Here is a 22,906-nt window from a genome sequence, read left to right on the forward strand (position 1 = left end):
GTCGGAACACCGGCACCCCGTCGTAGCGTGAGCACCCGCCCCCGAACCCCGAGGAGTCCCATGGTGGAGCGGCTGGGCCCGCTCGAGGCCTCGTTCCTGTACCTGGAGGAGGCCACCACCCCCATGCACGTCGGCGGCGTGCTGGTGCTGGAGACACCGCCCGGGGGCCTGGACGCGCTGGCGTCGCTCGTCGCCGCCCGCCTGCCGTTGGTGCCCCGGTACCGCCAGCGGGTGGTCGAGGTGCCGGGCCACCTGGCCGACCCCGTGTGGGTGGACGACCAGGACTTCGACCTCGGCTACCACCTGCGGCGGTCCGGGCTCCCGCGCCCGGGCAGCGAGGCGCAGCTGCTCGACCTGGTCTCGCGGCTGGCGTCCCGGCCGCTGGACCGGAACCGCCCGCTGTGGGAGGCGTACCTGATCGAGGGGCTCAGCGGGGACCGGGTGGCGGTCATGACCAAGACGCACCCGGCGCTGGTCGACGGGCTCAGCGCGATCGACATCGGGCAGGTGCTGCTCGACGTCGACCCCGAGGCGCCGGCACCCGAGCCGGTCGACTGGCAGCCCACCCGCGCGCCGAGCGGGGCCGAGCTGGTCCTGCAGGCGGTGGACGAGTACGTGCGGCGCCCGTCCTCGGTGGTCGGTGCCGCGCGGGCTGCGGCGGCCGACCTCCGCTCGACCGCCGGGCGCGTCGGGGGTGTGGCCGGCGGGCTCCTCCGGGCGGTGCGCTCGACCGTGCTGCCGGCGCCGCACAGCCCCCTCAACGCGCCGGTCGGGCGGCAGCGCCGGGTCGCGGTGGCCCGGGCCCGGCTCGACGACCTGCGCCGGGTGCGGACGGTGCACGGCGGCACGGTCAACGACGTGCTGCTGACCGTGGTCTCCGGGGCGCTGGGTGAGTGGCTGCTCACCCGCGGCGAGCCCGTCGTGGGCGGGACAGCCGTCCGGGCGCTGGTGCCCGTGTCGCTCCAGGACGACGAGGCGGGCTCGGGCAACCGGCTCACCTCCCACCTCGTGGACCTGCCGGTGGGCGAGCCGAACCCCCGCGTCCGGATGGCGCGCATCGGCTACGCGATGCGCGGTGTCGGCAGCCCGGGTCGCTCGGCGACCGCCGAGAGCCTCATCGCCCTCACCGGCTTCGCCCCACCGACCCTGCACGCGCTCGGCGCGCGCGCCGCCCGGGGGCTGTCCCGCCGGCTGTTCAACCTGGTGGTCACCAACGTGCCCGGGCCGCAGGTGCCGCTGTACGCGGCCGGCGGGCAGATGCTCGAGGTCTTCCCGGTGGTCCCGCTGGCGCGGGGGCAGGGCCTGTCGATCGGGATGACCAGCTACCACGGCACGGTGTTCTTCGGCCTCAACGCCGACCGGGACAGCGTCGGCGACGTCGACGTGCTCGCCGACCTGATCGAGCAGCAGGTGGAGCAGCTGGTGGCGACGTCCCGCTGACCGCCTTCCCGGGGGCCGGTGCGCGCCGCCCGCCGCGCCGGGCGGCGCGCCGTCCGGGATACCGTCGACCTCCACCGACTACAGGAGGCACCCCGGGTGCGCGTGTACCTGCCGGCCACCACGACCGTGCTGCGGACGCTGGTGGACGAGGGCCGGCTCTCCGGCCCGCACACCGCCTTCGCCGTCACGCCGCAGCTGCGCGAGTTCTACGAGCGCAGCGACGCCGACGCCGACCAGGAGGAGCTGGAGTACGCCGCGCTGCTCACCGCGGCCCGGGCGAGCCTCCGGTTGCTCGACGTCGACCCCACGGCACCCCGGCGGCGGGTCGTCCTGGCCGCGGACGTGCCCGATGACCAGGTCAGCCCGATGGACGACCCGCACGTCGAGCGCGGCGCCGTGCGCGTGACCGCGGACGTGCGGATGCGCGACGTCGCCAGCGCCCACGTCGACGGCAGCGAGGCCGAGGACGACGTCCGGGCGGCGGTGAACGTCGTGCTGGAGGCCGACCTGGGCAGCGAGGACGCGCAGTTCGTCGTCGACCAGGCCGAGGGGCACGAGCTGGCCTGGTACGCCTCGCAGGAGCTGGGCGCGGTGCTCGAACTGCTCTGAGCCGGTCACCTCGGCGGCACCGGTGCGTCGGCCGGGACCGCCCGGGCCACCTGCACCCGCCGCGCCGTCCCGTCCGTGACCAGCCAGCCGCTGCCGGCCCGGGCCGGCAGCGGCAACCGGGGCAGCCGGATGCCGAGCACCTCGGCGTCGGCGGGACCCGGGCGCAGCAGCAACCCGGTGCGGGCGCGGCGCAGGGCCGCGACCGGCCCCTGGTAGTAGCTGGTCAGCTGGCCCGGCGCCCCGGCGGCGAGGAGCGCCAGGCCGGTGAGGGCCCCCAGTGGTGGCAGCGCCGACAACCCGCCGTACCCCGTCGGATGGCCGAGGTCGTCCGCGACGAGCACCCCGCGCCGACCGGCCAGGCCGCCCACCCAGGCATCGAGCGCACCGGTGTCTGCCGGGTCGATCCGGGTCGATCCGGGTGCCGGCGCGCCGTGCGGCGGCACCAGCCAGGCGACCTCCGCGCCGGAGGCGGCCAGCCGTCGGGCGAACGAGGTCAGCGCCGCCGTCCGGCCGCTGCCCGGTGGCCCCACGACCAGCAGGCCCCCGCTGCGGTCGACGTCCACGTCGAGGAGCCCGCCGTCGTCCCCGCCGGGTCCCACGACCAGCCGCCGACCGGCTGCCGGCCCGACCTCGACGGGCAGCGCCGGGTCGGCGGGGAGGTCGACCACCCGGATGCGGACCGGCGCGCCCGGGTCCGGCGGGGCGGTGCTCGGAGCCGCTGGGGGGCCGGGGAGCACCAGCTGGCACTCGAGCGCGTCCTCGCCGAGCAGCGCACGTCCGGGTGGCCGGTGGGTCGGGACGGCTCGGGGCGGCACCCCGGCGACGGTGTAGTCGGCGCGGTCGGGGAGGGGCAGCACCAGCCGCAGGCGGGCCGCAGCGCCGAGGCGGCCACCGGGCAGCGCGCGATCGGCCGTGAGCACGCACGTCACGCCCACCGCAGCACCCTCGCGGACCACCCGGAGCAGCGCGTCGGACCCGCGGCCCGGATCGGCCTCGTCCAGGACCGTGCTCACCTGCTCCACCCCGTCCACCAGCAGGAGCAGCAGGGGCGCCGGGCTCCCCGGTGGTGCGGCACGGCGGGCCTCCACCTCGCGGGCGAGCCGGTCGAGCAGCCGCACCGTCCGGAACACGTCGGCGGCGCCGGTGCCGGTCCCGGTGTGGGGGAGTGCGGCCGCCTCGGCGCAGAGCCCACCGCCCCCGGCCTCGATGACGTGGACGTGCAGCTCGGCCGGTCCCAGCAGCGACGTCGCGGAGCGCAGCACGCTGCGCAGGAACGTGGAGCGGCCGCTGCGCGGGCCGCCGACCGCCAGGACACCGCCTCCGGCGGCGAGGTCGAGCTCGAGCGGCTCGCGTGCCTGCCGGCCGGGGTGGTCGACCAGACCGATCGGGACCGGCCGGGCCGCCGGGTCGCGCGGCGCGGCGGACCGGTGGCCCGCGAGGTCGTCAGGGGAGAGCCGGTCCGGTAGCGGTGGCTGCCACGGGCGGTGCGGAGCGGGGATCCCGCGGACCTCCGCCTCGCGCGTCAGCGCGTCGACCACCCGCTCCAGGTCCGTGGGGCCGCGGCCGGGGCGCGGGCGCTGCGTCGAGGCGGTGTGCGGCCAGGCCCACCGCCCGAGGACCACGCCGCCGTCGGTGCCCGCGGGGGCCGTGGCCACCCGCGCGACCTGGAGGAGGCGGGGGGCGCCGTTCCCGGTGCGCAGGAGGGCGCGGCCGGGTGCGTGCACGGGCAGGTGGGCCGCGGCCGGGGTGCCCACGACGTCGCGGGAGTCGGACTCGTCGGTCGTGCGCAGGCAGATCCGCAGCGTGCAGTTGGCCCGGATCTCGGGGGAGACCACCCCGCCGGGGCGCTGCGTGGCGAGCACCAGGTGGATGCCCAGCGAGCGCCCGCGCTGGGCGATGCCGACCAGCCCGGGGACGAAGGCGGGCAGCTCCTCGACCAGCGTGGCGAACTCGTCGACCACGATGACCAGCCGGGCCAGCTCGACGCCGCCGGGGAGCGCGGCGAGGTCGGGCACCCCGTGCTCCGCGAGCAGCGCCTCCCGCCGGGACAGCTCGGCGGTGAGCGACCTCAGCGCGCGGGCCGTGGTCGAGCCGTCCAGATCGGTGAGCATCCCGACCGTGTGCGGCAGGCGCGCCGTCTCCGCGAACGCCGCGCCGCCCTTGTAGTCCACCAGCAGGAACGAGCACCGCTCCGGCGGGTGGCCGAGCGCCAGCCCGGCGACCAGGGACTGCAGCAGCTCGGACTTGCCCGAGCCGGTCGTGCCGGCGACCAGGACGTGCGGACCGTCCCGGCACAGGTCCACCTCCACCGGACCGTCGGCCGAGCGGCCCAGGACGGTCCGCAGCGCGCCCCGCTCCTCGGACCAGCGCCCCACGACCGCGTCCCGCCCGTCCAGCCGCAGCGCTGGACCCGGCAGCTCGAGCAGCCGGACCTCCGCCGGCAGGGCGGCCCCCGAGGCCACCGGCACCAGGTCGGCCAGGCCGCGCGACAGCTCCTCGGCCAGATCGTCCGCGAGCCGGTCGACCACGACGGGGCGGTCGGCGGAGCTGTCCTGGGCGAGCACGGCCGAGGTCGCGGTCTCGCCGGACAGGGTCAGCGTGGCGTCGACCGCGACCGGCGGTCCCTCGGCCCGTTCCGCGGTGCCCACCAGCACGACCCCCGCACCGCGGGCGGCACGGAGCAGGGCGGCGGTCCGCCCGTCCACCTGCCGGTCCACCACGACCACCGTGCGGCCGACCGCCGCCGCGGGGGACCGGTCGGCGACCAGGGCGGTCAGCTGCCGGCGCAGCTCCTCGCCGACGTCCGGCTCCGCCCCCGGGTCCGCTGCCACGCGCACGGCGCCGGCCGCGAGGTGCGGCAGCCACCGCGTCCAGCGCCAGTCGGCGAGCCGGTCCGGGCGGGTCAGCAGGAGCAGTCGCAGACCGTCCGGCGGGTGCAGGGCGACGAGCTGGGCCAGGACCACCCGGAGCACGCCCAGGCCCTGCGCGCGCGGACCCAGGACGGCGAGGCCGCCGGTGGCCGGCAGGTCGACGACCACGGGCACGCGCTCGGCGACCTCGCGCTGGCGCCGGCCGTCGGTCTCGATGCGGCTGACCCGCACCGGGCCGGGCCCGCTGCCCACCCGGACGACGAGCGGCTCGCCGTCCCCGGCGGGTCGGCTCCACACCGCGGCGGTGCGACGGGCCACCGCCGCGACGACCGCGGCCGGATCCGGGTGCTCCCGCTGGGCGGCACCGACGTCGGCGCGGACCGCGTCCGCCAGCTCGTCGTGGGCGGCGGCGAGCTGCGCCTGGTAGGCCGCGGCATCGCGGCGCCCGCTCCGCCGTCCGGACCAGCGGTCGGACGCCCAGGTCCCGAGCGCCGCGAGCGGGCTCAGCAGCGCGAAGAACAGGAAGGTGGGCGTCCGCAGCAACCCCGCGAGCAGGACGCCGCCGACCGCGGGCAGCAGGACGGCGGCCCAGGCCAGGCGGCGGCGCGGGGGATCGGCGGGTGGTCGGGGGAGCGCGACCTCCACGTCTTCCCGCAGCGCGCGCAGGCGGAGCGGAGGCCGGACCCGGGTGCGGCCACCGCCGGCCGGTTCGAGCGCCGCGGGCGGGTCGTGGGCGCCGCTCACCGCGAGCGTCGTGGCACCCAGCCGGAGCCCGGCCCCGTCCGGCCAGCGGCGGAAGCGGTCGTCGAGCTGCTCGTCGTCCAGCACGCTGCCGTTCGTGGAGCCGAGGTCGCGCACCTCGACCGCCCCGTCGCCGACCCGGACCTCGAGGTGGCGCCGCGAGACGTCGGCGTCGGTCACCCGGACGCCGCAGCCGCGGTCGCGCCCCACGACGTGCACCCCGCGGTCGAGCGGCAGGACGCGGCCGGCGTCCGGTCCACCCAGGAACCGCAGCTCGAGGGGGCTCGCGGCCCGCCGGGGGGTGCGCGCCGGACCGTCCACCCCGAGGACGGCGCCGTGGCGCAGCTCGGGCGCCCCGAGCGCCACCTGCTCGTCGAGGGGCTGGTCACCTGCCCAGAGCCCGGTGACGGGGACGCCCAGCGCGTCGACCAGGCAGGGGAGGACGTCGACCACGGGCTCGTCGTCGGCGCCCACCACCTCCACGTCGACGGCACCCTGGGCGCCGCGCAGCGTCCAGCACCGCGAGGTGCGCGGCGGGCGCTCGGCCGGCGCCGGGGAACGGGTCACCGGCGCATCGTCGCTGGTCCCGCATCTCCCGAGGGCGGCTCGCGGCCGACCTGTGGACGACGGGTGCGGTTGTGGACGGGCGGAGCGGCGATCGGCTCCGCGGACCTAGCGTTCGCCGCCACCGGGACGGGCCCGGGTCGGAGGAGGAGATCTGCGTGAAGGTCGACATCGGGACGCTGCAGTCCATGGCGGGCCAGTGCCGCGCCGAGGCGGGGGAGAGCACGGCGCGCACCGCCACCCTGTCGGGCAGCATCAACACCTCGGTGCTGGACGGCTGGACGGACAGCCAGGCGGCGCTGCGCTTCACCGAGCTCTACGAGCAGTGGCGGCGCTCGGCGCAGAACCTGGCCGAGGCGCTGGACGGGATGGGTGGCCTGCTCACCAGCGTGGCGGGCTCCTACCAGCAGCACGAGGCGGACATGGCCGCCCGCATCGGATCCCTGCTGTGAGCGGGACGCCCCCCGTCGCCCGTCCGGGGCTCTCGGCGTGCAGGTGGGCGGGTGCTCCGTAGGATCACGACCCGTCCAGACGGGTCACCGGCACACGGGGTGGCGGTCGGCCACCGGTTCCCGGTGCGCCCGCGCGCCGGCCGGTGCACCCGCACGCGCGTCGAGGTCGGGAGCAGGCACATGCAGTTCGGTCGGTACTACGAGGAGTTCGAGGTCGGCGCGGTCTACAAGCACTGGCCCGGGAAGACCGTCACCGAGTACGACGACCACCTCTTCTGCCTGATCACGATGAACCACCACCCGCTGCACATGGACGTGAACTACGCGGAGAAGACCACCGACTTCGGCAAGAACGTCGTCGTCGGCAACTACATCTACTCGCTGCTGCTCGGCATGAGCGTCGCCGACGTCTCGGGCAAGGCCATCGCCAACCTGGAGGTGGAGTCGCTGCGGCACGTGAAGCCGACCTTCCACGGCGACACGATCTACGGCGAGACGACGGTCCTCGACAAGACCGAGTCCAAGTCCAAGGACGACCGCGGCGTCGTCCACGTCGAGACCATCGGCTACAAGCAGGACGGCACCGTCGTCTGCATCTTCCGCCGCAAGGTCATGGTCCCCAAGCGCTCCTACGGCGACGTCCGTGGCGGCGAGCAGCCCGGCCGCCCGGAGCCGGTCCGCGGCTGAGCCGCCGGGCGCGCCGCCGGCCGCCGGTCAGGGACCGCCGGCCGGCAGCGCGCCCCACGCCCGCAGCGTCTCCAGCAGGCGCGGCGTGCACGCCAGCTGCTCCCGGGTGGCGGCGTCGGCGAAGAGCACGTCGGCGGCGTCGTCCCCGGCCACCGGGTCCGCCGGCGGGCCGACCAGCTCGCACGCGAAGTCGGTGACGTCGTAGACGACGCCGGCCCCGGGGATCGAGAGCCGCCCGACGACGCCGCCCGGCCGGACGGTCAGGCCCGTCTCCTCGCGCACCTCCCGCACCACGGCCTCACGCAGGGACTCGCCCGTCTCCACCCGCCCGCCCGGCACCGACCACAGGCCCGCCGAGGGGGCGTGACCGCGCCGGATCAGCAGCAGCCGGCCGGCGGCGTCGACGACCACCGCCCCCACGCACGGCACCACCGGCAGCTCGGGCACGAGCGGCACGCTACGGGCTGACCGGACCCTCGTGCTTGACGAACCTCGCCGGTCACAGGACGGTTGTGCCGATGAGCGTCTCGCCGGTCTGCCCCCGCTGCGGCGAGCCGCTGAGGGTCCGTCCCGGCTCCACGGCGCAGGCCTGGTGCCACGTGCACGGCGCGGTCACCCCGCTGCACCACACCGTCGTCGTGGCGCACGACGCCCTCGCCGCGGTCACCGCCGACGCGCGCGTCCCCGCCTGGGTGCCCGACCCGATGCCGCCCGGCTGGTCGGTCACCGGCCTGGCGTGGGGCGGCGAGCCGGGTGCGCGCGCCATCGTCGTCGACACGGCGGGCCCGGCACCCCTGGGGGGCTCCGCGGAGCTCGTCCTCGTGGCCGAGGAGCCGGGCACCGGGGTGGGATGCGGCTACGCCGGGCTGCCCGGCCTGGACCCCGGCGACGTCATCTCCGGCCCGTCCTCGGTCGCCGTGGAGGCGGCCGGCCAGCGGGCGCCGTTGTGGGCGGTGCCGACCAGCGACGACCGCGCCGCCTTCGTGGGGGAGGCGTACGGCGTGTGGCTGTGGCTGGTCACCTGGCCGATGAACGCCGCCTGGCTGCTCGCCGAGGAGCCGCGGCTCCTGGACCTGCGGGAACGCATCTACCCCGACCTGCCGCTGGGCCCGCCCAGCGAGCACCTCCTGCCCGGGAGCTGACCGGACCGGCGCGCCTCGGATCTTGGTCGGCGCGTCGCGACTGGTGCTCCTGGTGACTGTGTTACCCATGAGACGAACGCGTCCGCCGCACGTGAGGCGGGTCTTCCCACGCAGACCGGCGCTCCTCCCGGCCTGCCCGTTCGAGCCCCTCGGAGAGTGCGTGAACCTGAAGAAGGTCCTCACCTGGCTCGTGGTCGCCTTCGTGGTCTGGTACGTCATCCAGGACCCCGAAGGCTCCGCGGAGATGGTCCGCAACGCCGGCAACGCCCTCGGCGACGCCGCGACGTCCCTCTCCGAGTTCGTCGGCTCGCTCACCTGAGCAACCCGTGACCGCGTCCCCGGTGCTGCCCGGCCGTGCCAGCAAGGACGCCGACAAGTACCTGCTGCCCGGCGAGGACGTCGTCCTCGCGACGCGGCGGCACTGGGCCGTCCTGATCGGCCCGACCCTGCGCTTCCTGCCGGTGCTGCTCGTCGGCGGCTGGCTGTTCCTGCTGGACCCCGACAACGCCGCCACGAGCACGGTGGGGCTGGTCGTGGTGCTCGTCGCGCTCGCCTGGTACGCGCTGCGCGTCGGCGAGTGGTGGATGCGGCACTTCATCGTCACCCGGCGGCGGGTGCTGCTGACCTCGGGCGTGATCGTCCGCACCGTCACCCTGCTGCCGCTGCGCCGGATCACCGACCTGACGTGGGAGGAGACGTTCTTCGGGCAGATCCTCGGCTACGGCAGCTTCCGCTTCGAGTCCGCCGGCCAGGACCAGGCGCTGCGGCACATCACGTTCATGCCGGACGCCAAGAAGGTCTACCGCGAGGTCAGCGGACTGCTGTTCAGCGCCGACTGGGGTGGCGCGGCCAGCGGCGGCGACGACGAGGGCAACCCCGACCCGCCGCCCAGGGCGCCGGCCGTGCGCCGGGACACCGAGCCCATCCCGCCGCTCCCGCCGCCGCAGTGAGGTCGCCCGGCAGGCCCCCGGTGCGGCAGGGTGGGCGCTGATGCGCATCGACCTGCACGCCCACTCCTCGGTGTCCGACGGCACCGAGACCCCCGCCGAGCTCGTGCGCACGGCCCGGGCCGCCGGGCTGGACGTCGTCGCGCTCACCGACCACGACACCACCGACGGCTGGGCGGAGGCGCAGGAGGCGCGCCCGGCCGGGCTGACCGTCGTGCCCGGCATGGAGCTCTCCTGCCGCTTCTTCCCCGCCGACCAGCCGCCGATCAGCGTGCACCTGCTGGCCTACCTCTTCGACCCGCTCGCGCCGGCGCTGTCGGCGGAGCGGGGACGGCTGCGCGCCGAGCGGCTCAGCCGCGGGGAGCGCATCGTCGAGGCGCTCGCCGCCGACGGCCACCCTGTGGTGTGGGCGGAGATCGTCGAGGCCTCCGCCGGCGGGGTGGTCGGCCGGCCGCACGTGGCCCGGGCGCTGGTGCGGGCCGGTGTCGTCGAGTCCGTCGACGCCGCCTTCGCCACGCTGCTGCACCACCGCAGCCCCTACTACGTGGCCAAGGCCGACACCGACGTCCGGCAGGGCATCGCGCTGGTCCGCGCGGCCGGCGGCGTGCCGGTGTTCGCGCACGGCCTGGCCACCAAGCGCGGCCGGGTGGTCGACGACGAGGCGATCGCCACCATGGTCGAGGCCGGCCTGCTCGGGCTCGAGGTGGACCACCCCGACCACAGCGATGCCGAGCGGGCGCACCTGCACGGGCTGGCCGGCGAGCTGGGCCTGCTGGTCACCGGCTCCAGCGACTACCACGGCGCCAACAAGACGACGCCGATCGGCGCCTGCACCACCGACCCCGACCAGTTCGAGGCGCTGCTCGCCGCCGGGACCGGATCCGCGCCCTACCGCGACTGACGGCGGATCAGGCGCTCAGCCGCTCCACGGCCACCCGCTCGAACCCGGCCCGCACGATCGGTGACCGGTACGCCCGCGGCGGCAGCGCCAGGAACCCGGCCCGGAAAGCCTTCAGGCCCGTGGTCGCCGCGGCGTCGGTGAGCGCCAACCCCGGCAGGGAGTACATCCGCCGGGCCCACGGGGGCAGCAGTGCGAAGCACAGCCCGGCGAGGGAGCCCCACACCGGCCGGGCCGGCGTCAGCACCTGCAGCCACCCGGGCATCGGTGGGAGGAAGAGGTCGCGCACACCCTTCACGGCGGCCGGGGTGGCCGCCAGCGACGGGCGGATGGCCTCGAAGTAGGCGTCCATCTCGGCCACCGACCTCGGCACCGTCTCCAGGGGCACGCCGACGAGGTGCGCGAAGGCCACCTGCTCCTCGACGTAGCGGTCGGCCTCCGCGTCCGACAGGGCCAGCCCGGCCCGGCGCGCCGTCGACAGGATCGAGTCGACCGCGCAGTTGTGCACCCAGAGCAGCAGGTCGGGGTCGTCGACGCGGTACGCCCGGCCGGTCGTCTCCTCGACCCCCGACAGCTTGCGGTGGTAGCCCCGCACGCGGGCGGCCATCCGGCGGGCCTCGGTCCGCGTGCCGTAGACGGCGGTCTCCATGTACTGGCCGGTCCTGGTGATCCGCATCCACCAGTCGTCCTTGAACCCGGCGGAGTTGCGCGCCACGCCGTCCATGGCGACCGGGTGCAGGGCCTGGATCATCAGCGACCGCATGGCACCGAGGTGGTACGCGGGATCTCCGTGGACCCGCCAGGTGACGCTGTCCGGACCGAAGAAGCCCAGCCGGTCCTCCTCGGCGCTCCAGTCCTCGGGGGAGGGGAGCGGCGCCAGGCGGCTCATGCCGTCACCGACCCCCAGAAGCTGCCGAGGACGGCCACCGTCCTCGGCGGGTTCTCGACCGCGGGCGAGTGGATCGAGAACTCGATGACCTCGTGGCGGGCGCCCAGCCGCCGTGCCATGTCCTCCTGCACGTGCGGCATCCACGCGTCGTCGGCCTCGCCGTGCGCGACCAGCACCGGCAGACCGACCGCCTTCAGCTCCTCGACGCGGTCGGGCTCGGCGAGCATCGCGTCGGCCATGCCGCGCAGCCCGGCGCCGGAGTTGGCCAGGAAGCGCCGGGCGTAGAAGGCACGTGTCTCCGCCGGCACCGCCTGCGCCTTCGGGTCGGTCATCGACAGCTGCTCCATGGTCTCGTGCACCAGCTCGACGCCGCCGGCCTCGAGCAGCGGGCCGAGGTGGTCGAGCAGCTCGGCGCGCCCGCCGGTGAGCTGGGCCGGCCCGGAGCCCAGCAGCGTGAAGGACCGGAACAGCGCCGGTTCGGCGAGGACGGCACCCCGCGTGACCAGGCCGCCGAAGCTGTGACCCAGCAGGTGGATCGGGCCACCGGCCTCCTCCGCCAGCACCCGGGCGACGGCGACGACGTCCTCCGCCAGCTCGGCCACGGTGTAGCGCGCCGGGTCGTCGGGGCCGGGGGACTCGTACTGGCCGCGCTGGTCGATGGCCACGACCCGGTACCCGGCGGCCGACAGCGGGGCCAGCAGCGGCGCGAAGTCCTCCTTGCTGCCGGTGTAGCCCGCGACCATGAGGACGGTCCCCGCGGCGCCCGGGCCGGTGTCCAGCGCGGCGAGCGGACCGGCGCCACCCTCGAAGGTGCGCGGGGCGGCGTCGTGCGCGGCCAGCTGGCGCAGGTCGTCGGGCGCGATGGCGAGCTGGAACGGGGCGTCGGAACCGCCGGGCAGGACCATGGACCCGAGTGTGCCGCGCTCCGGCGCCCCCCGTCACGCGGGGTCAGCGGTAGGCGCGCACCCCGTCGCCCAGCCGGAGGACGACGACGGGGCCGACGACCGCCGCCGTGCCGCCGCCGGGCACCCCGGGTGCGTCCGAGCGACCGAGCTCGGCGCCGGTCCGGGCGTCCCGGCGCACGAACCCCTGCGCCGTCGGGACGAGCACCTCGGTGACGTCGGCGGGCGCCGCCGCGGGCAGGCCGTCGGCCGGGGCGGTCCACCGCACGGCTCCCGGCACGGGATCGATGGCCGAGACCGTGCCTCCGACCCGCACCAGGACCAGCCCCGCGGCTGCCGTCTGCTGGACGGTGTCGTCCCCGGGGACGGCCAGGGTGGTCCGCAGCGCACCGCCGTCCGGCGCGTGGAGCCGCACCTCGCCGTCCACGCGCAGGCCGACGAGCGCGTCGGCGCCCAGCAGCGCGAGCTCGGCGTCCTCCGCCACCGGCACGTCGACGGTCCAGTGCTCGGAGCCGGTGAAGCCGTCGTAGAGCCGTAGCTGGACGACGTCCCCGCCCGCGCAGCGCTGCAGGACCGCGACCCCGGCGCTCCCCGCGGCCGCGGACAGCCAGGTGCACCCCCCGGGCGCCCCGGCCCGCCAGCGCACGTTGTTACCGAGGGGGTCGAGGGTGAGCACGCCGGTCGGGCTGCTCGCCAGCACGATCGAGGTCGTCGAGGTCAGCGCGGCGTCGCCCCGCAGGTCGAGGTTGCGCGTCCAGGCGCGCACGCCGGTGCCCGCGTCGAGCGCGACCGCCTCGTCGCAGCGCCCGGCCGTGCGGAACACCGCGACCGCGACGCCGTCGGTGACGGTCAGCCCGCACATCAGGGCGTTGCTCCGCGTGTAGTGCCAGGCCTCGTCGCCGGTCAGCGGGTCCAGCGTCCGCACCCCGTGGTCGGAGCCGACGAGCACCCGGCCCTCCTCGACGACGTCGGCCGGCAACGGGTCGCCGTCGGCCGACCAGGCCTCGGAGAGGGCACCGGCCGGCGCCCCCGGGAGGGCGTCGGCCGGTGCTGCGGTCGTGCTCTCGGTGGCCGCCGCGTCGGAGCCGCGCCACAGGAGGGCGGCCACGACGACGAGGGCCAGGGTGGCCGCGGTCCAGACCCACACCCGCAGGGGCGGGCGGACCGGCGACCCCCGCATCAGGCGCCGGCGGCCGGCTCCGCGCCGCCGCGCCCGGCGCCGCCACGACGGCGGCGACGGCGACGCGGTGCGCCGCCGGACCCCTCACCGGCCGCGGTCTGCGGCGCGGCGTCCCCGGCGGGAGCGGTCGACGCCGCGCCCTCGGCACCGCCACCGCCACCGCCGCGGGTGCGGCGACGCGGGCGGCTCTTGCCGCCGCCGGAGGGCCCCTCGCCACCGGCGGGGCGCTCGGCGTCGGAACGCCCGCGGGACCCGCGGTCGCCACCGGCGGCCGGCCGGTTGCGCTTGCCGGTCTCGCCGAGGTCCTCGAGGGTCTCGGCCTCCAGGCCCTCGCGGGTGCGCTGCGAGCGCGGCAGCCGGCCCTTGGCGCCCTCGGGCACGTCGAGGTCGGTGTAGACCCACGGCGAGGTGGAGTAGGTCTCCGGCGGGTCGTCGAAGCCGAGGTCCAGCGCCTTGTTGATCAGCTGCCAGCGGGGGATGTCGTCCCAGTCGACCAGCGTGACGGCGACACCGGTGCTGCCCGCCCGGCCGGTGCGGCCGATCCGGTGCACGTAGGTCTTCTCGTCCTCGGGGCACTGGTAGTTGACGACGTGGCTGACGCCGGTGACGTCGATGCCGCGGGCGGCGACGTCGGTGGCGACCAGCACGTCGACCTTCCCGCTGCGGAAGGCGCGCAGCGCCTGCTCGCGGGCGCCCTGCCCGAGGTCGCCGTGGACGGCGGCCGCGGCGAACCCTCGGTCGACGAGCTCGTCGGCCACCTTCTGCGCGGTGCGCTTGGTGCGGCAGAACACCATGACCAGGCCGCGCTCGCGGGCCTGCAGGACGCGGGCGAGCAGCTCGGGCTTGTCCAGGTTGTGCGCCCGGTAGATGAACTGGGTGGTCTGCGGGACCGTCGAGCCCTCGTCGTTGCCGTGGGCGCGGATGTGCGTCGGCTGGGTCATGAACGTCCGCGACAGCGTGACGATCGGGCCCGGCATCGTGGCCGAGAACAGCATCGTCTGACGCTTCTCCGGGACCATCGCCAGGATCCGCTCGATGTCGGGCAGGAAGCCCAGGTCCAGCATCTCGTCGGCCTCGTCGAGCACGAGCGCCTTGACCTTGCCCAGGATCAGGTCGCCCCGCTGGGCCAGGTCGAGCAGCCGCCCGGGCGTGCCGACGACGACCTCGACGCCGGCGCGCAGCGACTCGATCTGCGGCTCGAACGCGCGCCCGCCGTAGATGGCCTGCACGCGGATGCCGCGCTTGGCGCCGGCGGCGCCGAGGTCGCGGGCCACCTGCACGCACAGCTCGCGCGTCGGGACGACGACCAGCGCCTGCGGGACGCCGTCGCCGCCCTCGGCCGGCGGGGTGACCCGCTGCAGCATCGGGACGCCGAAGCCGAGGGTCTTGCCGGTGCCGGTTCGGGCCTGGCCGATGAGGTCGTTGCCCGACAGCGCCAAGGGGAGCGTGAGCTCCTGGATGGCGAAGGTGCGGGTGATCCCGGCCTCGGCGAGCGCGGCGACGATGTCGGGGTGCACGTCGAAGTCGCTGAACAGCGGGCTGTCGGTGGCGACGGGTGCGCCGCCCAGCTCCTCGACCTGCTGCTCGAGCTCCTCGGGAGCGGGAGCGCCGGTCTCGGCGTGCTCGAGGGCGGTCGCCTCGGTGGCGGGGGGAGTGTTCTCGGTGGAGGTCAGCGGTCTCGCCTCTGGTCTGCGGGGGGAGAGGTCCCGGCGCGCTTCGCGCCGTCGGACCTGTCCCGGGTCGGTTGTCGCGGGATCGGTTCCAGCGCCGACGCGGCCAGCACGACCGGGCGTTCCTGCGGGACCTGCCCGGGAGACGGCCCCCGGGAGGGGCGTCGTCCGACGGTCGTCAGCGCACAGATTCGGAGCGGGCCGTGCGGCCCACCGGGGCCCATGGTAGCGCGGCGACCGGTTAGCCTCTGCGCGCCAGCCCCGAGCCCCAGGAGACGCGTGTGAGCCAGCCCGAGTCCGGCGCCGTCGTCGATCTGCTGGGCGTGCTCGCCTACGCGGAGCTGACCGCCTTCGACCGGCTCGCCGAGGACGCCCGGCTCGCGCCCACGCTCACCGGCCGGGCGGCGCTGGCCCGCATGGCGGCCGCGGAGATCGGCCACCACGTCTGCCTCACCGAGCGGCTCGTGGAGCTCGGCGCCGACCCGGCCGCGGCCATGGCGCCGTTCGCCTCCGCGCTGGACACCTTCCACGAGAGCACCCGGCCGAGCACCTGGCTGGAGGGTCTGGTCAAGGCCTACGTGGGCGACGGGCTGGCCGCGGACTTCTACCGCGAGATCGCCGCCTTCCTGCCCGAGCAGGACCGGGCGCTGGTGCTCGAGGTGCTCGACGACACCGGCCACGCCGACTTCGCCGTCCGCGAGGTGCGCGCGGCCATCGCCGCGGACCGCCGGCTCGCGGGCCGGCTGGCGCTGTGGGGACGGCGGCTCGTGGGCGAGGCCATCACCCGGTCGCAGGCGGTCATCGCCGAGCACGACGGGCTGGCCGACCTGATCATCACGGGCACCGGCGACCTGGCCGGCGTCGGCCGGCTGATCGAGCGGATCACCAGCGCGCACACCGAGCGGATGACCGCACTCGGCCTGAACCCGTGACAGCGGAGAGGGGCGCTCCGCGCATCGCGGAACGCCCCTCTCGTGAGCCCGGGCTCAGACCGTGCCGGCGATGAAGCCCACCCGACGCTGGTCGGGCTGCGCGATCTCGACGTAGGCGATCCGGTCGACGGGGACGACGACGCGGCGACCCCGCTCGTCGACCAGGGTCAGCAGGCCGTCCTTGGTCGAGCCGGACATGGCCGCTGCCACGTCCGCCTGGATCTCGTCAGGGGTCTTGGGGCTGTCGATGACCAGCTCCTTGGGCGAGTGCTGGACGCCGATCTTGACTTCCACGTGGGCGATGCCTCCTCGGTTCGCGCTACCGGGGTCAACGCTAGTCCAGCCGCGCGGCGGGGGGCCGCCGGAGCGGGTGCGCCGACAGCGAACGTCGGCTAGGCCAGCGGGTGGCCGGCGTCGACCCGCGGGAAGCCGGAGATGCCGCGCCAGGCCAGCGCCGACATCATGGCCACCGCCTCGTCGCGGGAGACGGTGCCCTTGCGCGGCAGCCACCAGCGGGCGCTGGACTCGGCCAGGCCGGTCAGCCCGGCGGCCAGCAGCAGCGCGCGCTCGGCGTCGGCGCCGGTGTCGGCGGCGATCACCTCGGCGATCGCCTCGACGCAGACGCCGGTCCCGCGGTCGACGATCGCCCGGACGTCCGCGTCGTTGCGCAGGTCGGACTCGAAGACCAGCCGGAAGGCCTCGCCCTCGGCGTCGATGAAGTCGAAGTACGCGCCGACGGCGGCGTCCACGCGGGCCCGGTTGTCGTCGGTGCGGCCCATCGCCTCCGCCACGCGGTCGGCCAGCTCCGAGACGTGCTCCTCCAGCAGCGCCAGGTACAGCTCCCGCTTGCCCGGGAAGTGCTGGTAGAGCACCGGCTTGCTCACCCCGGCGCGGTCGGCGATGTCGTCCATGGCGGCGGCGTGGAACCCCTGCGCGACGAACACGTCCTGCGCCGCGCGCAGCAGCTGGACGCGCCGGGCGCCCCGCGGCAGGCGGGAGGTGCGCCGGTTGGCTGCGGGGGCTGGGCGTGGCGGCTGCATGGTGCGGGGATGTTACCGACGGGTTCTCCACGGCGGTCACGGCTGCCGGCGCTGGATTACCGTCGTCCCGATGCCCGAGAAGCCCAGGTCCGCCGCCGGTGCGCCGTCACCGGTCCTGGAGGCACCCGACTCGACCACGGCGCTGCCGGAGCTCGGCCGGCTGCTGCCGCCGTGGCCGGGGTCGCCCCTGCCGGTCGGGGGCGGCGAGGTGTTCGTCCGGTGCACGCCGTGGACCGGGCCGGTCGACGGCGACCGCGACGGCGCCCCGCGCGAGCGCGCCCTCTACGTGCACGGCCTGGGCGGCGCCTCGACGAACTGGACCGACCTGGCCGCGCTGCTCGCCGTCCGCGTCGACGGCTGGGCGGTCGACCTGCCGGGGTTCGGCTCGTCGCACCCGCCGGCCGGCGACCGGTACTCCATCCGCGGTCACGTGCGCGCCGTCGTCGACGTCCTCGAGCACGTGCGGCGGCAGCCCGGCGAGGCGCAGGACCGCCCGGTGCACCTGCTCGGCAACTCCCTCGGCGGGCTGGTCAGCCTGCTGGTCGCCGCCCGGCGGCCGGACCTCGTCGGCACACTGACGCTGATCTCCCCGGCGATGCCCGTCTACCGGGTGCCGCCGGCCTTCAGCCGGGCGCTGCTGCTCCTGCTGCTGCCGGGCGCCACCTCGCTGGCCGAGCGCCGCCTGGCCGGGGTGACCCCGGAGCAGAACGTGCGCTCGATGATCCGCATGTGCTTCGGCCGCCCGGAGCTCGTGCCGGAGGAGCGGGTGGAGCAGGCCGTCGCGGAGATGCGGACCCGCGCGGAGCAGCCGTGGGCCGACCGGGCCCTGGCCGGCAGCATGCGCGGGCTGATCACCTCCTACCTGCGGGTCGGCCGGGCCAACGCCTGGCGCATGGCCGGCGCGCTGCAGCAGCCGACGCTCGTGGTGTGGGGCGACCGCGACAAGCTGGTCGACCCGGCGCTCGCCCCGCGGCTCGCGGCGGTCGTGCGCGACGCCCGCCTGCGGGTCCTCGAGGGCGTCGGCCACGTGGCGATGCTGGAGGCGCCGGAGCCGACGGCGCGCGCGGTGCTCGGCCTGCTGGAGCAGCTGCCCGCGGGCTGACGCGGAGCGGGGTCCCGGGCTGCGGCCGACACGCCACGGAGCGTGAGACGCTGGCGGGGACGTCGGACGGGTGCCAGGGAGGTCGGAGTGCAGGGACGCCGCACCGACGGCCGCGGCGACCTCCGCGACCGCCGGCCCGCCCGCGCACGACCCGGCCCGCTGGCCGCCGCCCCCGACCCCGTGCGGGTGCGGGCACGCACGCCCGACGGCCCGGTGCGCGGCTTCGTCCGCCGGTACGGGTGGCGCGCCTACGCCATCCCGCTCCTCACCGTGGCCACGCTGTTCGCCCTGGTCGACGTCGCGCGGGACGCGACCCCCGACGCCGTCCCCGCCGTCAGCAACGCGGCCGGGACCACGGCCCCGACCCCGGCGGTCCTGCCGCTGCCCGACGCCGGCCGTGCGCCGGACGCCCCCGCGGAGGGCGACGCCGAGCCGACCGAGGTGGTCCCGCCCGCCCCGGAGGTGGCGACCTACGTGCAGCAGGGCGCGGGCACCGTCTCCGTCGTCGACGGCTCCTCGGAGGTGTACGGCACCGGGCCGCTGCGCCGCTTCGTCGTCGAGGTCGAGGACGGCATCGACGTGGACGGCGCCGGGTTCGCCGCGGCCGTCGAGGCGACGCTGGGCGACCCGCGGTCCTGGGGCGGCGGCGGGCGGATGTCCTTCCAGCGGGTCGGTGCCGCCGAGGCCGCGGCGTCGCAGTACGAGTTCAAGGTGACGCTGGTCAGCCCCGGCAACATGGAGACGTACTGCCCCGGGGTCGGCACCGGCGGCTACACCTCCTGCCGCTACGGCGAGCGCGCCGTCATCAACCTGGCGCGCTGGGCCACCGCCGTCCCGGACTACGAGGGCGACGTCGCGACCTACCGGCAGTACGTGGTCAACCACGAGGTCGGCCACGCCCTCGGCCAGGGCCACGAGCCCTGCCCCGGCGCCGGCCGCCTCGCGCCGGTGATGCAGCAGCAGACCCTGGGCCTCAACGGCTGCGCCAAGAACGCCTGGCCCTACCCGTAGCGGCGAGCGACGGGGCTGCATCCGGCGGGAAGGTTCCCGGCTGGCACGCTGTTGTGCCGATGAACGCGCCGGCCCGGCCGGCGAGACCGCCACACGGAGGAGCCCGCGTGTCCCTGCCACCCCTGGTGGAGCCCGCCGCCGACCTGTCGATCGACGAGGTCCGCCGCTACAGCCGCCACTTGATCATCCCCGACGTGGGCATGGACGGGCAGAAGCGCCTGAAGAACGCCAAGGTGCTCGCCGTGGGCGCCGGCGGTCTCGGCTCGCCGGTCCTCATGTACCTCGCCGCCGCGGGCGTGGGCACCCTCGGCATCGTCGAGTTCGACACGGTCGACGAGTCCAACCTGCAGCGGCAGATCATCCACGGGCAGTCCGACGTCGGCCGGTCCAAGGCGCAGAGCGCACGCGACTCCATCAAGGAGATCAACCCGCTGATCGACGTCCGGCTGCACGAGACGCGGCTGGACAACGACAACGTGATGGAGATCTTCAGCCAGTACGACCTCATCGTCGACGGCACGGACAACTTCGCCACGCGCTACCTGGTCAACGACGCCTGCGTGCTGCTGGGCAAGCCGTACGTGTGGGGCTCGATCTACCGCTTCGACGGCCAGGTGTCGGTCTTCTGGAACGACCACGGCCCGAACTACCGCGACCTCTACCCGGTCCCGCCGCCGCCCGGCATGGTCCCGAGCTGCGCCGAGGGCGGCGTGCTCGGCGTCCTCTGCGCCACGGTCGGCGCCATCCAGGCCACCGAGGCGGTCAAGCTCATCACCGGCATCGGCGAGACGCTGCTCGGCCGGCTCATGGTCTACGACGCCCTGGAGATGACCTTCCGCACCATCAAGGTGCGCAAGGACCCCGAGGGCGAGCCGATCACCGGGCTGATCGACTACGACAACTTCTGCGGCGTCGTCTCCGAGGAGGCGCAGGAGGCCGCGGCCGGCTCGACGATCACCGTCGACGAGCTCAAGGACATGATGGACGCCGGCAAGGACTTCGAGCTCATCGACGTCCGGGAGCCCAACGAGTACGAGATCGTGTCCATCCCGGGCGCGAAGCTGATCCCCAAGGACGAGATCCTGTCCGGCCGGGCGCTGGCCCAGCTGCCGAACGACAAGCCGATCGTGCTGCACTGCAAGACCGGTGTGCGCTCGGCCGAGGTGCTCGCCGCGGTCAAGGCCGCCGGGTTCCGGGACGCCGTCCACGTGCAGGGCGGCGTGACCTCGTGGGCCACCCGCATCGACAAGACGCTCCCGACCTACTGAGCGCAGCCGAGGGCCCGGTCCGGCCTCCCTCCGGGGAGGCGGGCCGGGCCCTCGCCATGTTCACTGGCTGCATGGCCGACTTCTCGCCCGTCGAGCTGCTCGAACTCTTCCAGCGCGCGCAGGCCGCCTTCACCGACCGCGTCGACGCGGTCGAACCCGGCCAGTGGGAGGACCAGGCGCTGCCCGGCTGGACGGTGGCCGACCTGGTCGCGCACCTGATCAGCGAGCAGCTGTGGGCGCCGCCGCTGCTGGCCGGCGAGCCCTTCGCGGAGGGGCGCTTCCCGGACGACACCGGCGACCTGCTGGGTGACGACCCGCTGACCGGCTGGGAGACCGCCGCGGACGGCGCGCTGTCCGCGTTCGCCGAGGACGACGCCCTGCGGCACACCGTGCACCTGCAGCGCGGACCGACGCCGGCGGCGCAGTACATCCTGGAGATGACCGCCGACCTCACCGTCCACGCGTGGGACCTCGCCCGGGCGACCGGCGGCGACACCGTGCTCGACGGCGAGCTGGTCACCGCCGCACTGGTCCTCGGCGAGCAGCTGCCCGAGGACGGCGTGCCGGGTGCCTTCGACCCGCCGCTGGACGTGTCGGCCGCGGCGAGCCCGCAGACCCGTCTCCTGGCCCGCTTCGGCCGCAAGGACGTCTAGGGCAGGGGCTGCCGGGCCGCCGTCCCGACCGGCACGATGCCCGGGTGGACGACGCCGTGCTCGACGTGGACGAGGCCGTCTTCGACGTCGTGGAGCAGATCCCGCCCGGGCGGGTGAGCACCTACGGCGCGATCGGGCGGCTGGTCGGTGTCGGCCCGCGCCGGGTCGCGCGGGCGCTGAGCTCCGGGGGCGGGGCGGTGCCGTGGTTCCGGGTGGTGCGGGCCGACGGGAGCGCCGCGGAGCCGGTGCGGGTGCGGCAGCTGGAGCTGCTGGCCGCCGAGGGGGTGCCGCTCCGCAGCGGGAGGGTCGACCTGGCCGCCTGCGCCTGGCCCGACGACGACACGCCCGTCGTCCCCAGGTCTGACGCCGGATCGCGCAAGATCGCCTCCCGGGACGACGCGGGAGGACGGTCCCGCACGGTCGGATGAGGGGGTGACGGACCTGAGCCAGCAGCGCACCGCGACCCCCGCCCCACCCGTCCGCGCGCCCCGGCTGCGCCGGTTCGCGCGCCGGGTGCTCCTGGGGACCGTGGTCCTGGCGGTGCTGCTCCTCGGCGCCGGCTGGACGACGACGCCCGGCGTCGCCGACGCCCGGGCGCGGGTCGACGCGCGGCTGGCGGCGTTCGACGGGACGGCGCTCCAGGGCGAGGTGCCCGTGCGGATCGCCGCGGCCCTGCTGGCCACCGAGGACAGCCGGTTCGCCGACCACATCGGCATCGACTGGCGGGGGGCGCTGCGGGCGCCGCTCGGCGTGGTCAGCGGCCACGACCGCGGCGGCTCCACGCTGCACCAGCAGCTGGCCCGGGTCGTCTACGAGGACGGCGCCACCGATCCGCTGGCCAAGGCGCGCGCGGTGGTCCTCGCGGTCAAGATCGACCGTGCGTGGAGCAACGTGGACATCCTGCGGATGTACCTCGACGCCGCCTACTTCGGGCACGGCTTCTACGGGTTGGGCGCCGCGGCGCAGGGCTACTTCGGCCTGACCCCCGCGGAGCTGGACTGGGCGCAGGCCTCGATGCTGGTCGGCCTGGTGCAGGCGCCGAGCGCCTTCGACCCGCTGGTGCACCCGGAGCGGGCGCAGGCCCGGCAGGCGCACGTCCTGGACCGGCTGGTGGAGGTCGGCACGCTCGACCGCGCCGAGGCCGACCAGGTCGCCGTCACGCCCTGGCGGCTGGTCGAGGGCTGATCGGGGCCGGCCGTGGGAGGGTCGGGCCGTGCGGATCCGGGCCCTGGACGACGACGGCCTGCTGCTGCGCCTGGCGACCTGGTGGAACGTCAACTGGGCCGCGGAGCGGTTCACCGTCGCGGACGTGGACGCCGATCCGCACCTGGCCGCCTATCACCGCACGGCGCCCGAGTTCGGCTTCGTGTCCACCGCCGGGGACGACGCGACCGGCGTGGTGTGGGCGACCCTCTTCCCGGCGAGCGCTCCGGGCTACGGCTTCGTGCGGGCCGGCGTCCCCGAGCTCAGCGTGTGCGTGCTGCCGGGGTACCGCGGCGCCGGGCTGGGCGGTGAGCTGGTCCGCGCCGCGGTCGCCGAGGCGCGGCGCCGGTCGCTCCCCGCGCTGGCGCTCAGCGTCGAGCAGGGGAACCCGGCGCGCCGGCTGTACGAGCGGCTCGGGTTCGTCCCCGCGCCGGGCGCCGAGCCGGGCACGCTGGTCCACGAGCTCGTCCCGCCGGCCTGAACCCGGCGCGCTACAGCACCGGGCGGGTCGTGCCGATCTCCTGGGCATGAACACGATGGCATGCCGGGCGGTCGCCCAGGCCGCGCTGGTCGCGACGACGGCGTCCCTGGACGACGAGGGTCCGTGGCCGCTGCTGCAGGTCGCCGGCTGGCTGACGACCGCGGCCGACCTCGTGGTCGAGGCCGGTCTGCGCGAGGTCGCCCTGGCCTGACCGGGGACGACGCC

25 protein-coding genes are annotated in these 22,906 nt (G+C 76.1%); 17 read left to right on the forward strand and 8 right to left on the reverse strand.

Annotated elements, in window-relative coordinates; all coding sequences use genetic code 11:
* Positions 1-60: 60 nt before the first annotated feature.
* Entirely contained in the window at positions 61-1,440 is a 1,380-nt protein-coding gene (locus tag ACI79H_RS17780; protein WP_456555748.1) for a WS/DGAT/MGAT family O-acyltransferase, read from the forward strand.
* Positions 1,441-1,536: 96 nt separating this feature from the next.
* Positions 1,537-2,049 (forward strand): DUF6912 family protein, encoded by a 513-nt coding sequence (locus tag ACI79H_RS17785; RefSeq protein WP_456555749.1) that lies wholly within the window; start codon positions 1,537-1,539, stop codon positions 2,047-2,049.
* A gap of 5 nt (positions 2,050-2,054) precedes the next feature.
* On the opposite strand, the gene ACI79H_RS17790 is transcribed toward ACI79H_RS17785, so the two are convergent.
* Positions 2,055-6,227 carry an FtsK/SpoIIIE domain-containing protein gene (locus tag ACI79H_RS17790; protein WP_456555750.1) on the reverse strand — a complete coding sequence of 1,391 codons (4,173 nt, stop codon included), beginning with the start codon at positions 6,225-6,227 and terminating at the stop codon, positions 2,055-2,057.
* Between the two features lie 155 nt (positions 6,228-6,382).
* On the opposite strand from ACI79H_RS17790, the gene ACI79H_RS17795 reads away from it, so the two are divergent.
* Both ACI79H_RS17795 and ACI79H_RS17800 read left to right on the forward strand, forming a co-directional pair.
* Positions 6,383-6,676 carry a WXG100 family type VII secretion target gene (locus tag ACI79H_RS17795; RefSeq protein WP_456555751.1) on the forward strand — a complete coding sequence of 98 codons (294 nt, stop codon included), beginning with the start codon at positions 6,383-6,385 and terminating at the stop codon, positions 6,674-6,676.
* Between the two features lie 180 nt (positions 6,677-6,856).
* On the forward strand, positions 6,857-7,363 hold the full coding sequence (locus tag ACI79H_RS17800) for a MaoC family dehydratase (protein ID WP_456555752.1): 507 nt from the start codon (positions 6,857-6,859) through the stop codon (positions 7,361-7,363).
* A 27-nt stretch (positions 7,364-7,390) separates the two neighbouring features.
* Here the strand turns inward: ACI79H_RS17800 and ACI79H_RS17805 are convergent, their stop codons facing one another.
* The gene (locus ACI79H_RS17805) at positions 7,391-7,810 is read right to left on the reverse strand and encodes an NUDIX hydrolase (RefSeq protein WP_456555753.1); all 420 of its coding nucleotides are present in this window, start codon (positions 7,808-7,810) and stop codon (positions 7,391-7,393) included.
* A gap of 71 nt (positions 7,811-7,881) precedes the next feature.
* On the opposite strand from ACI79H_RS17805, the gene ACI79H_RS17810 reads away from it, so the two are divergent.
* The 4 genes from ACI79H_RS17810 to ACI79H_RS17825 all read left to right on the forward strand — a co-directional run bounded on the left by ACI79H_RS17810 (position 7,882) and on the right by ACI79H_RS17825 (position 10,353).
* Positions 7,882-8,505 (forward strand): DUF6758 family protein, encoded by a 624-nt coding sequence (locus ACI79H_RS17810; RefSeq protein WP_456555754.1) that lies wholly within the window; start codon positions 7,882-7,884, stop codon positions 8,503-8,505.
* 160 nt (positions 8,506-8,665) lie between these two features.
* The gene (locus tag ACI79H_RS17815; protein ID WP_456555755.1) at positions 8,666-8,824 is read left to right on the forward strand and encodes a hypothetical protein; all 159 of its coding nucleotides are present in this window, start codon (positions 8,666-8,668) and stop codon (positions 8,822-8,824) included.
* A gap of 7 nt (positions 8,825-8,831) precedes the next feature.
* Complete coding sequence (locus ACI79H_RS17820) at positions 8,832-9,455, forward strand: PH domain-containing protein (RefSeq protein ID WP_456555756.1); 624 nt, start codon at positions 8,832-8,834, stop codon at positions 9,453-9,455.
* A gap of 40 nt (positions 9,456-9,495) precedes the next feature.
* Positions 9,496-10,353: a PHP domain-containing protein gene (locus ACI79H_RS17825; RefSeq protein ID WP_456555757.1), complete on the forward strand. Its 858-nt coding sequence runs from the start codon at positions 9,496-9,498 to the stop codon at positions 10,351-10,353.
* Between the two features lie 7 nt (positions 10,354-10,360).
* On the opposite strand, the gene ACI79H_RS17830 is transcribed toward ACI79H_RS17825, so the two are convergent.
* The 4 genes from ACI79H_RS17830 to ACI79H_RS17845 are packed head-to-tail and all read right to left on the reverse strand — an operon-like array spanning position 10,361 to position 14,838.
* On the reverse strand, positions 10,361-11,239 hold the full coding sequence (locus ACI79H_RS17830; RefSeq protein WP_456555758.1) for an oxygenase MpaB family protein: 879 nt from the start codon (positions 11,237-11,239) through the stop codon (positions 10,361-10,363).
* Positions 11,236-12,144 (reverse strand): alpha/beta fold hydrolase, encoded by a 909-nt coding sequence (locus ACI79H_RS17835; protein ID WP_456555759.1) that lies wholly within the window; start codon positions 12,142-12,144, stop codon positions 11,236-11,238. Before ACI79H_RS17835 ends, ACI79H_RS17830 begins: the two co-directional genes overlap by 4 nt.
* Positions 12,145-12,187: 43 nt before the next feature.
* Complete coding sequence (locus ACI79H_RS17840) at positions 12,188-13,288, reverse strand: PQQ-binding-like beta-propeller repeat protein (protein WP_456555760.1); 1,101 nt, start codon at positions 13,286-13,288, stop codon at positions 12,188-12,190.
* Between the two features lie 32 nt (positions 13,289-13,320).
* Entirely contained in the window at positions 13,321-14,838 is a 1,518-nt protein-coding gene (locus ACI79H_RS17845; RefSeq protein WP_456555761.1) for a DEAD/DEAH box helicase, read from the reverse strand.
* A 434-nt stretch (positions 14,839-15,272) separates the two neighbouring features.
* Between ACI79H_RS17845 and ACI79H_RS17850 the strand changes: the two genes are divergently transcribed.
* Complete coding sequence (locus tag ACI79H_RS17850; RefSeq protein WP_456555762.1) at positions 15,273-15,923, forward strand: ferritin-like fold-containing protein; 651 nt, start codon at positions 15,273-15,275, stop codon at positions 15,921-15,923.
* Positions 15,924-15,977: 54 nt separating this feature from the next.
* On the opposite strand, the gene ACI79H_RS17855 is transcribed toward ACI79H_RS17850, so the two are convergent.
* Positions 15,978-16,217, reverse strand: coding sequence for a DUF3107 domain-containing protein (locus ACI79H_RS17855; protein ID WP_456555763.1), 240 nt, complete (start codon positions 16,215-16,217; stop codon positions 15,978-15,980).
* Between the two features lie 98 nt (positions 16,218-16,315).
* Positions 16,316-16,963, reverse strand: coding sequence for a TetR/AcrR family transcriptional regulator (locus ACI79H_RS17860; RefSeq protein ID WP_456555764.1), 648 nt, complete (start codon positions 16,961-16,963; stop codon positions 16,316-16,318).
* Positions 16,964-17,033: 70 nt separating this feature from the next.
* Between ACI79H_RS17860 and ACI79H_RS17865 the strand changes: the two genes are divergently transcribed.
* The 8 genes from ACI79H_RS17865 (at position 17,034) to ACI79H_RS17900 (ending at position 22,892) form a co-directional block, all read left to right on the forward strand.
* Entirely contained in the window at positions 17,034-18,065 is a 1,032-nt protein-coding gene (locus ACI79H_RS17865) for an alpha/beta fold hydrolase (protein ID WP_456555765.1), read from the forward strand.
* Positions 18,066-18,152: 87 nt separating this feature from the next.
* Entirely contained in the window at positions 18,153-19,076 is a 924-nt protein-coding gene (locus tag ACI79H_RS17870; RefSeq protein ID WP_456555766.1) for a DUF3152 domain-containing protein, read from the forward strand.
* Positions 19,077-19,183: 107 nt separating this feature from the next.
* The gene (gene moeZ / locus ACI79H_RS17875; RefSeq protein WP_456555767.1) at positions 19,184-20,344 is read left to right on the forward strand and encodes an adenylyltransferase/sulfurtransferase MoeZ; all 1,161 of its coding nucleotides are present in this window, start codon (positions 19,184-19,186) and stop codon (positions 20,342-20,344) included.
* Between the two features lie 71 nt (positions 20,345-20,415).
* Positions 20,416-20,997, forward strand: coding sequence for a TIGR03086 family metal-binding protein (locus ACI79H_RS17880; protein WP_456555768.1), 582 nt, complete (start codon positions 20,416-20,418; stop codon positions 20,995-20,997).
* Between the two features lie 44 nt (positions 20,998-21,041).
* Positions 21,042-21,425 (forward strand): MGMT family protein, encoded by a 384-nt coding sequence (locus tag ACI79H_RS17885; protein WP_456555769.1) that lies wholly within the window; start codon positions 21,042-21,044, stop codon positions 21,423-21,425.
* A gap of 4 nt (positions 21,426-21,429) precedes the next feature.
* Positions 21,430-22,182 carry a transglycosylase domain-containing protein gene (locus tag ACI79H_RS17890; RefSeq protein ID WP_456555770.1) on the forward strand — a complete coding sequence of 251 codons (753 nt, stop codon included), beginning with the start codon at positions 21,430-21,432 and terminating at the stop codon, positions 22,180-22,182.
* Positions 22,183-22,210: 28 nt separating this feature from the next.
* Entirely contained in the window at positions 22,211-22,681 is a 471-nt protein-coding gene (locus ACI79H_RS17895; protein WP_456555771.1) for a GNAT family N-acetyltransferase, read from the forward strand.
* Between the two features lie 46 nt (positions 22,682-22,727).
* Positions 22,728-22,892, forward strand: a complete 165-nt coding sequence (locus ACI79H_RS17900; protein WP_456555772.1) for a hypothetical protein — start codon at positions 22,728-22,730, stop codon at positions 22,890-22,892.
* The last annotated feature ends 14 nt before the right edge of the window (positions 22,893-22,906 follow it).

Source organism: Blastococcus sp. SYSU D01042 (genome assembly GCF_054050515.1).

Coding starts and splice junctions, on each gene's coding strand:
- ACI79H_RS17835 (WP_456555759.1), bottom strand. CDS start 12,144: ATGGTCCTGCCCGGCGGTTCCGACGCCCCGTTCCAGCTCGCCATCGCG.
- ACI79H_RS17865 (WP_456555765.1), top strand. CDS start 17,034: ATGCCCGAGAAGCCCAGGTCCGCCGCCGGTGCGCCGTCACCGGTCCTG.
- ACI79H_RS17880 (WP_456555768.1), top strand. CDS start 20,416: ATGGCCGACTTCTCGCCCGTCGAGCTGCTCGAACTCTTCCAGCGCGCG.
- ACI79H_RS17830 (WP_456555758.1), bottom strand. CDS start 11,239: ATGAGCCGCCTGGCGCCGCTCCCCTCCCCCGAGGACTGGAGCGCCGAG.
- ACI79H_RS17825 (WP_456555757.1), top strand. CDS start 9,496: ATGCGCATCGACCTGCACGCCCACTCCTCGGTGTCCGACGGCACCGAG.
- ACI79H_RS17860 (WP_456555764.1), bottom strand. CDS start 16,963: ATGCAGCCGCCACGCCCAGCCCCCGCAGCCAACCGGCGCACCTCCCGC.
- ACI79H_RS17810 (WP_456555754.1), top strand. CDS start 7,882: ATGAGCGTCTCGCCGGTCTGCCCCCGCTGCGGCGAGCCGCTGAGGGTC.
- ACI79H_RS17900 (WP_456555772.1), top strand. CDS start 22,728: ATGAACACGATGGCATGCCGGGCGGTCGCCCAGGCCGCGCTGGTCGCG.
- ACI79H_RS17800 (WP_456555752.1), top strand. CDS start 6,857: ATGCAGTTCGGTCGGTACTACGAGGAGTTCGAGGTCGGCGCGGTCTAC.
- ACI79H_RS17780 (WP_456555748.1), top strand. CDS start 61: ATGGTGGAGCGGCTGGGCCCGCTCGAGGCCTCGTTCCTGTACCTGGAG.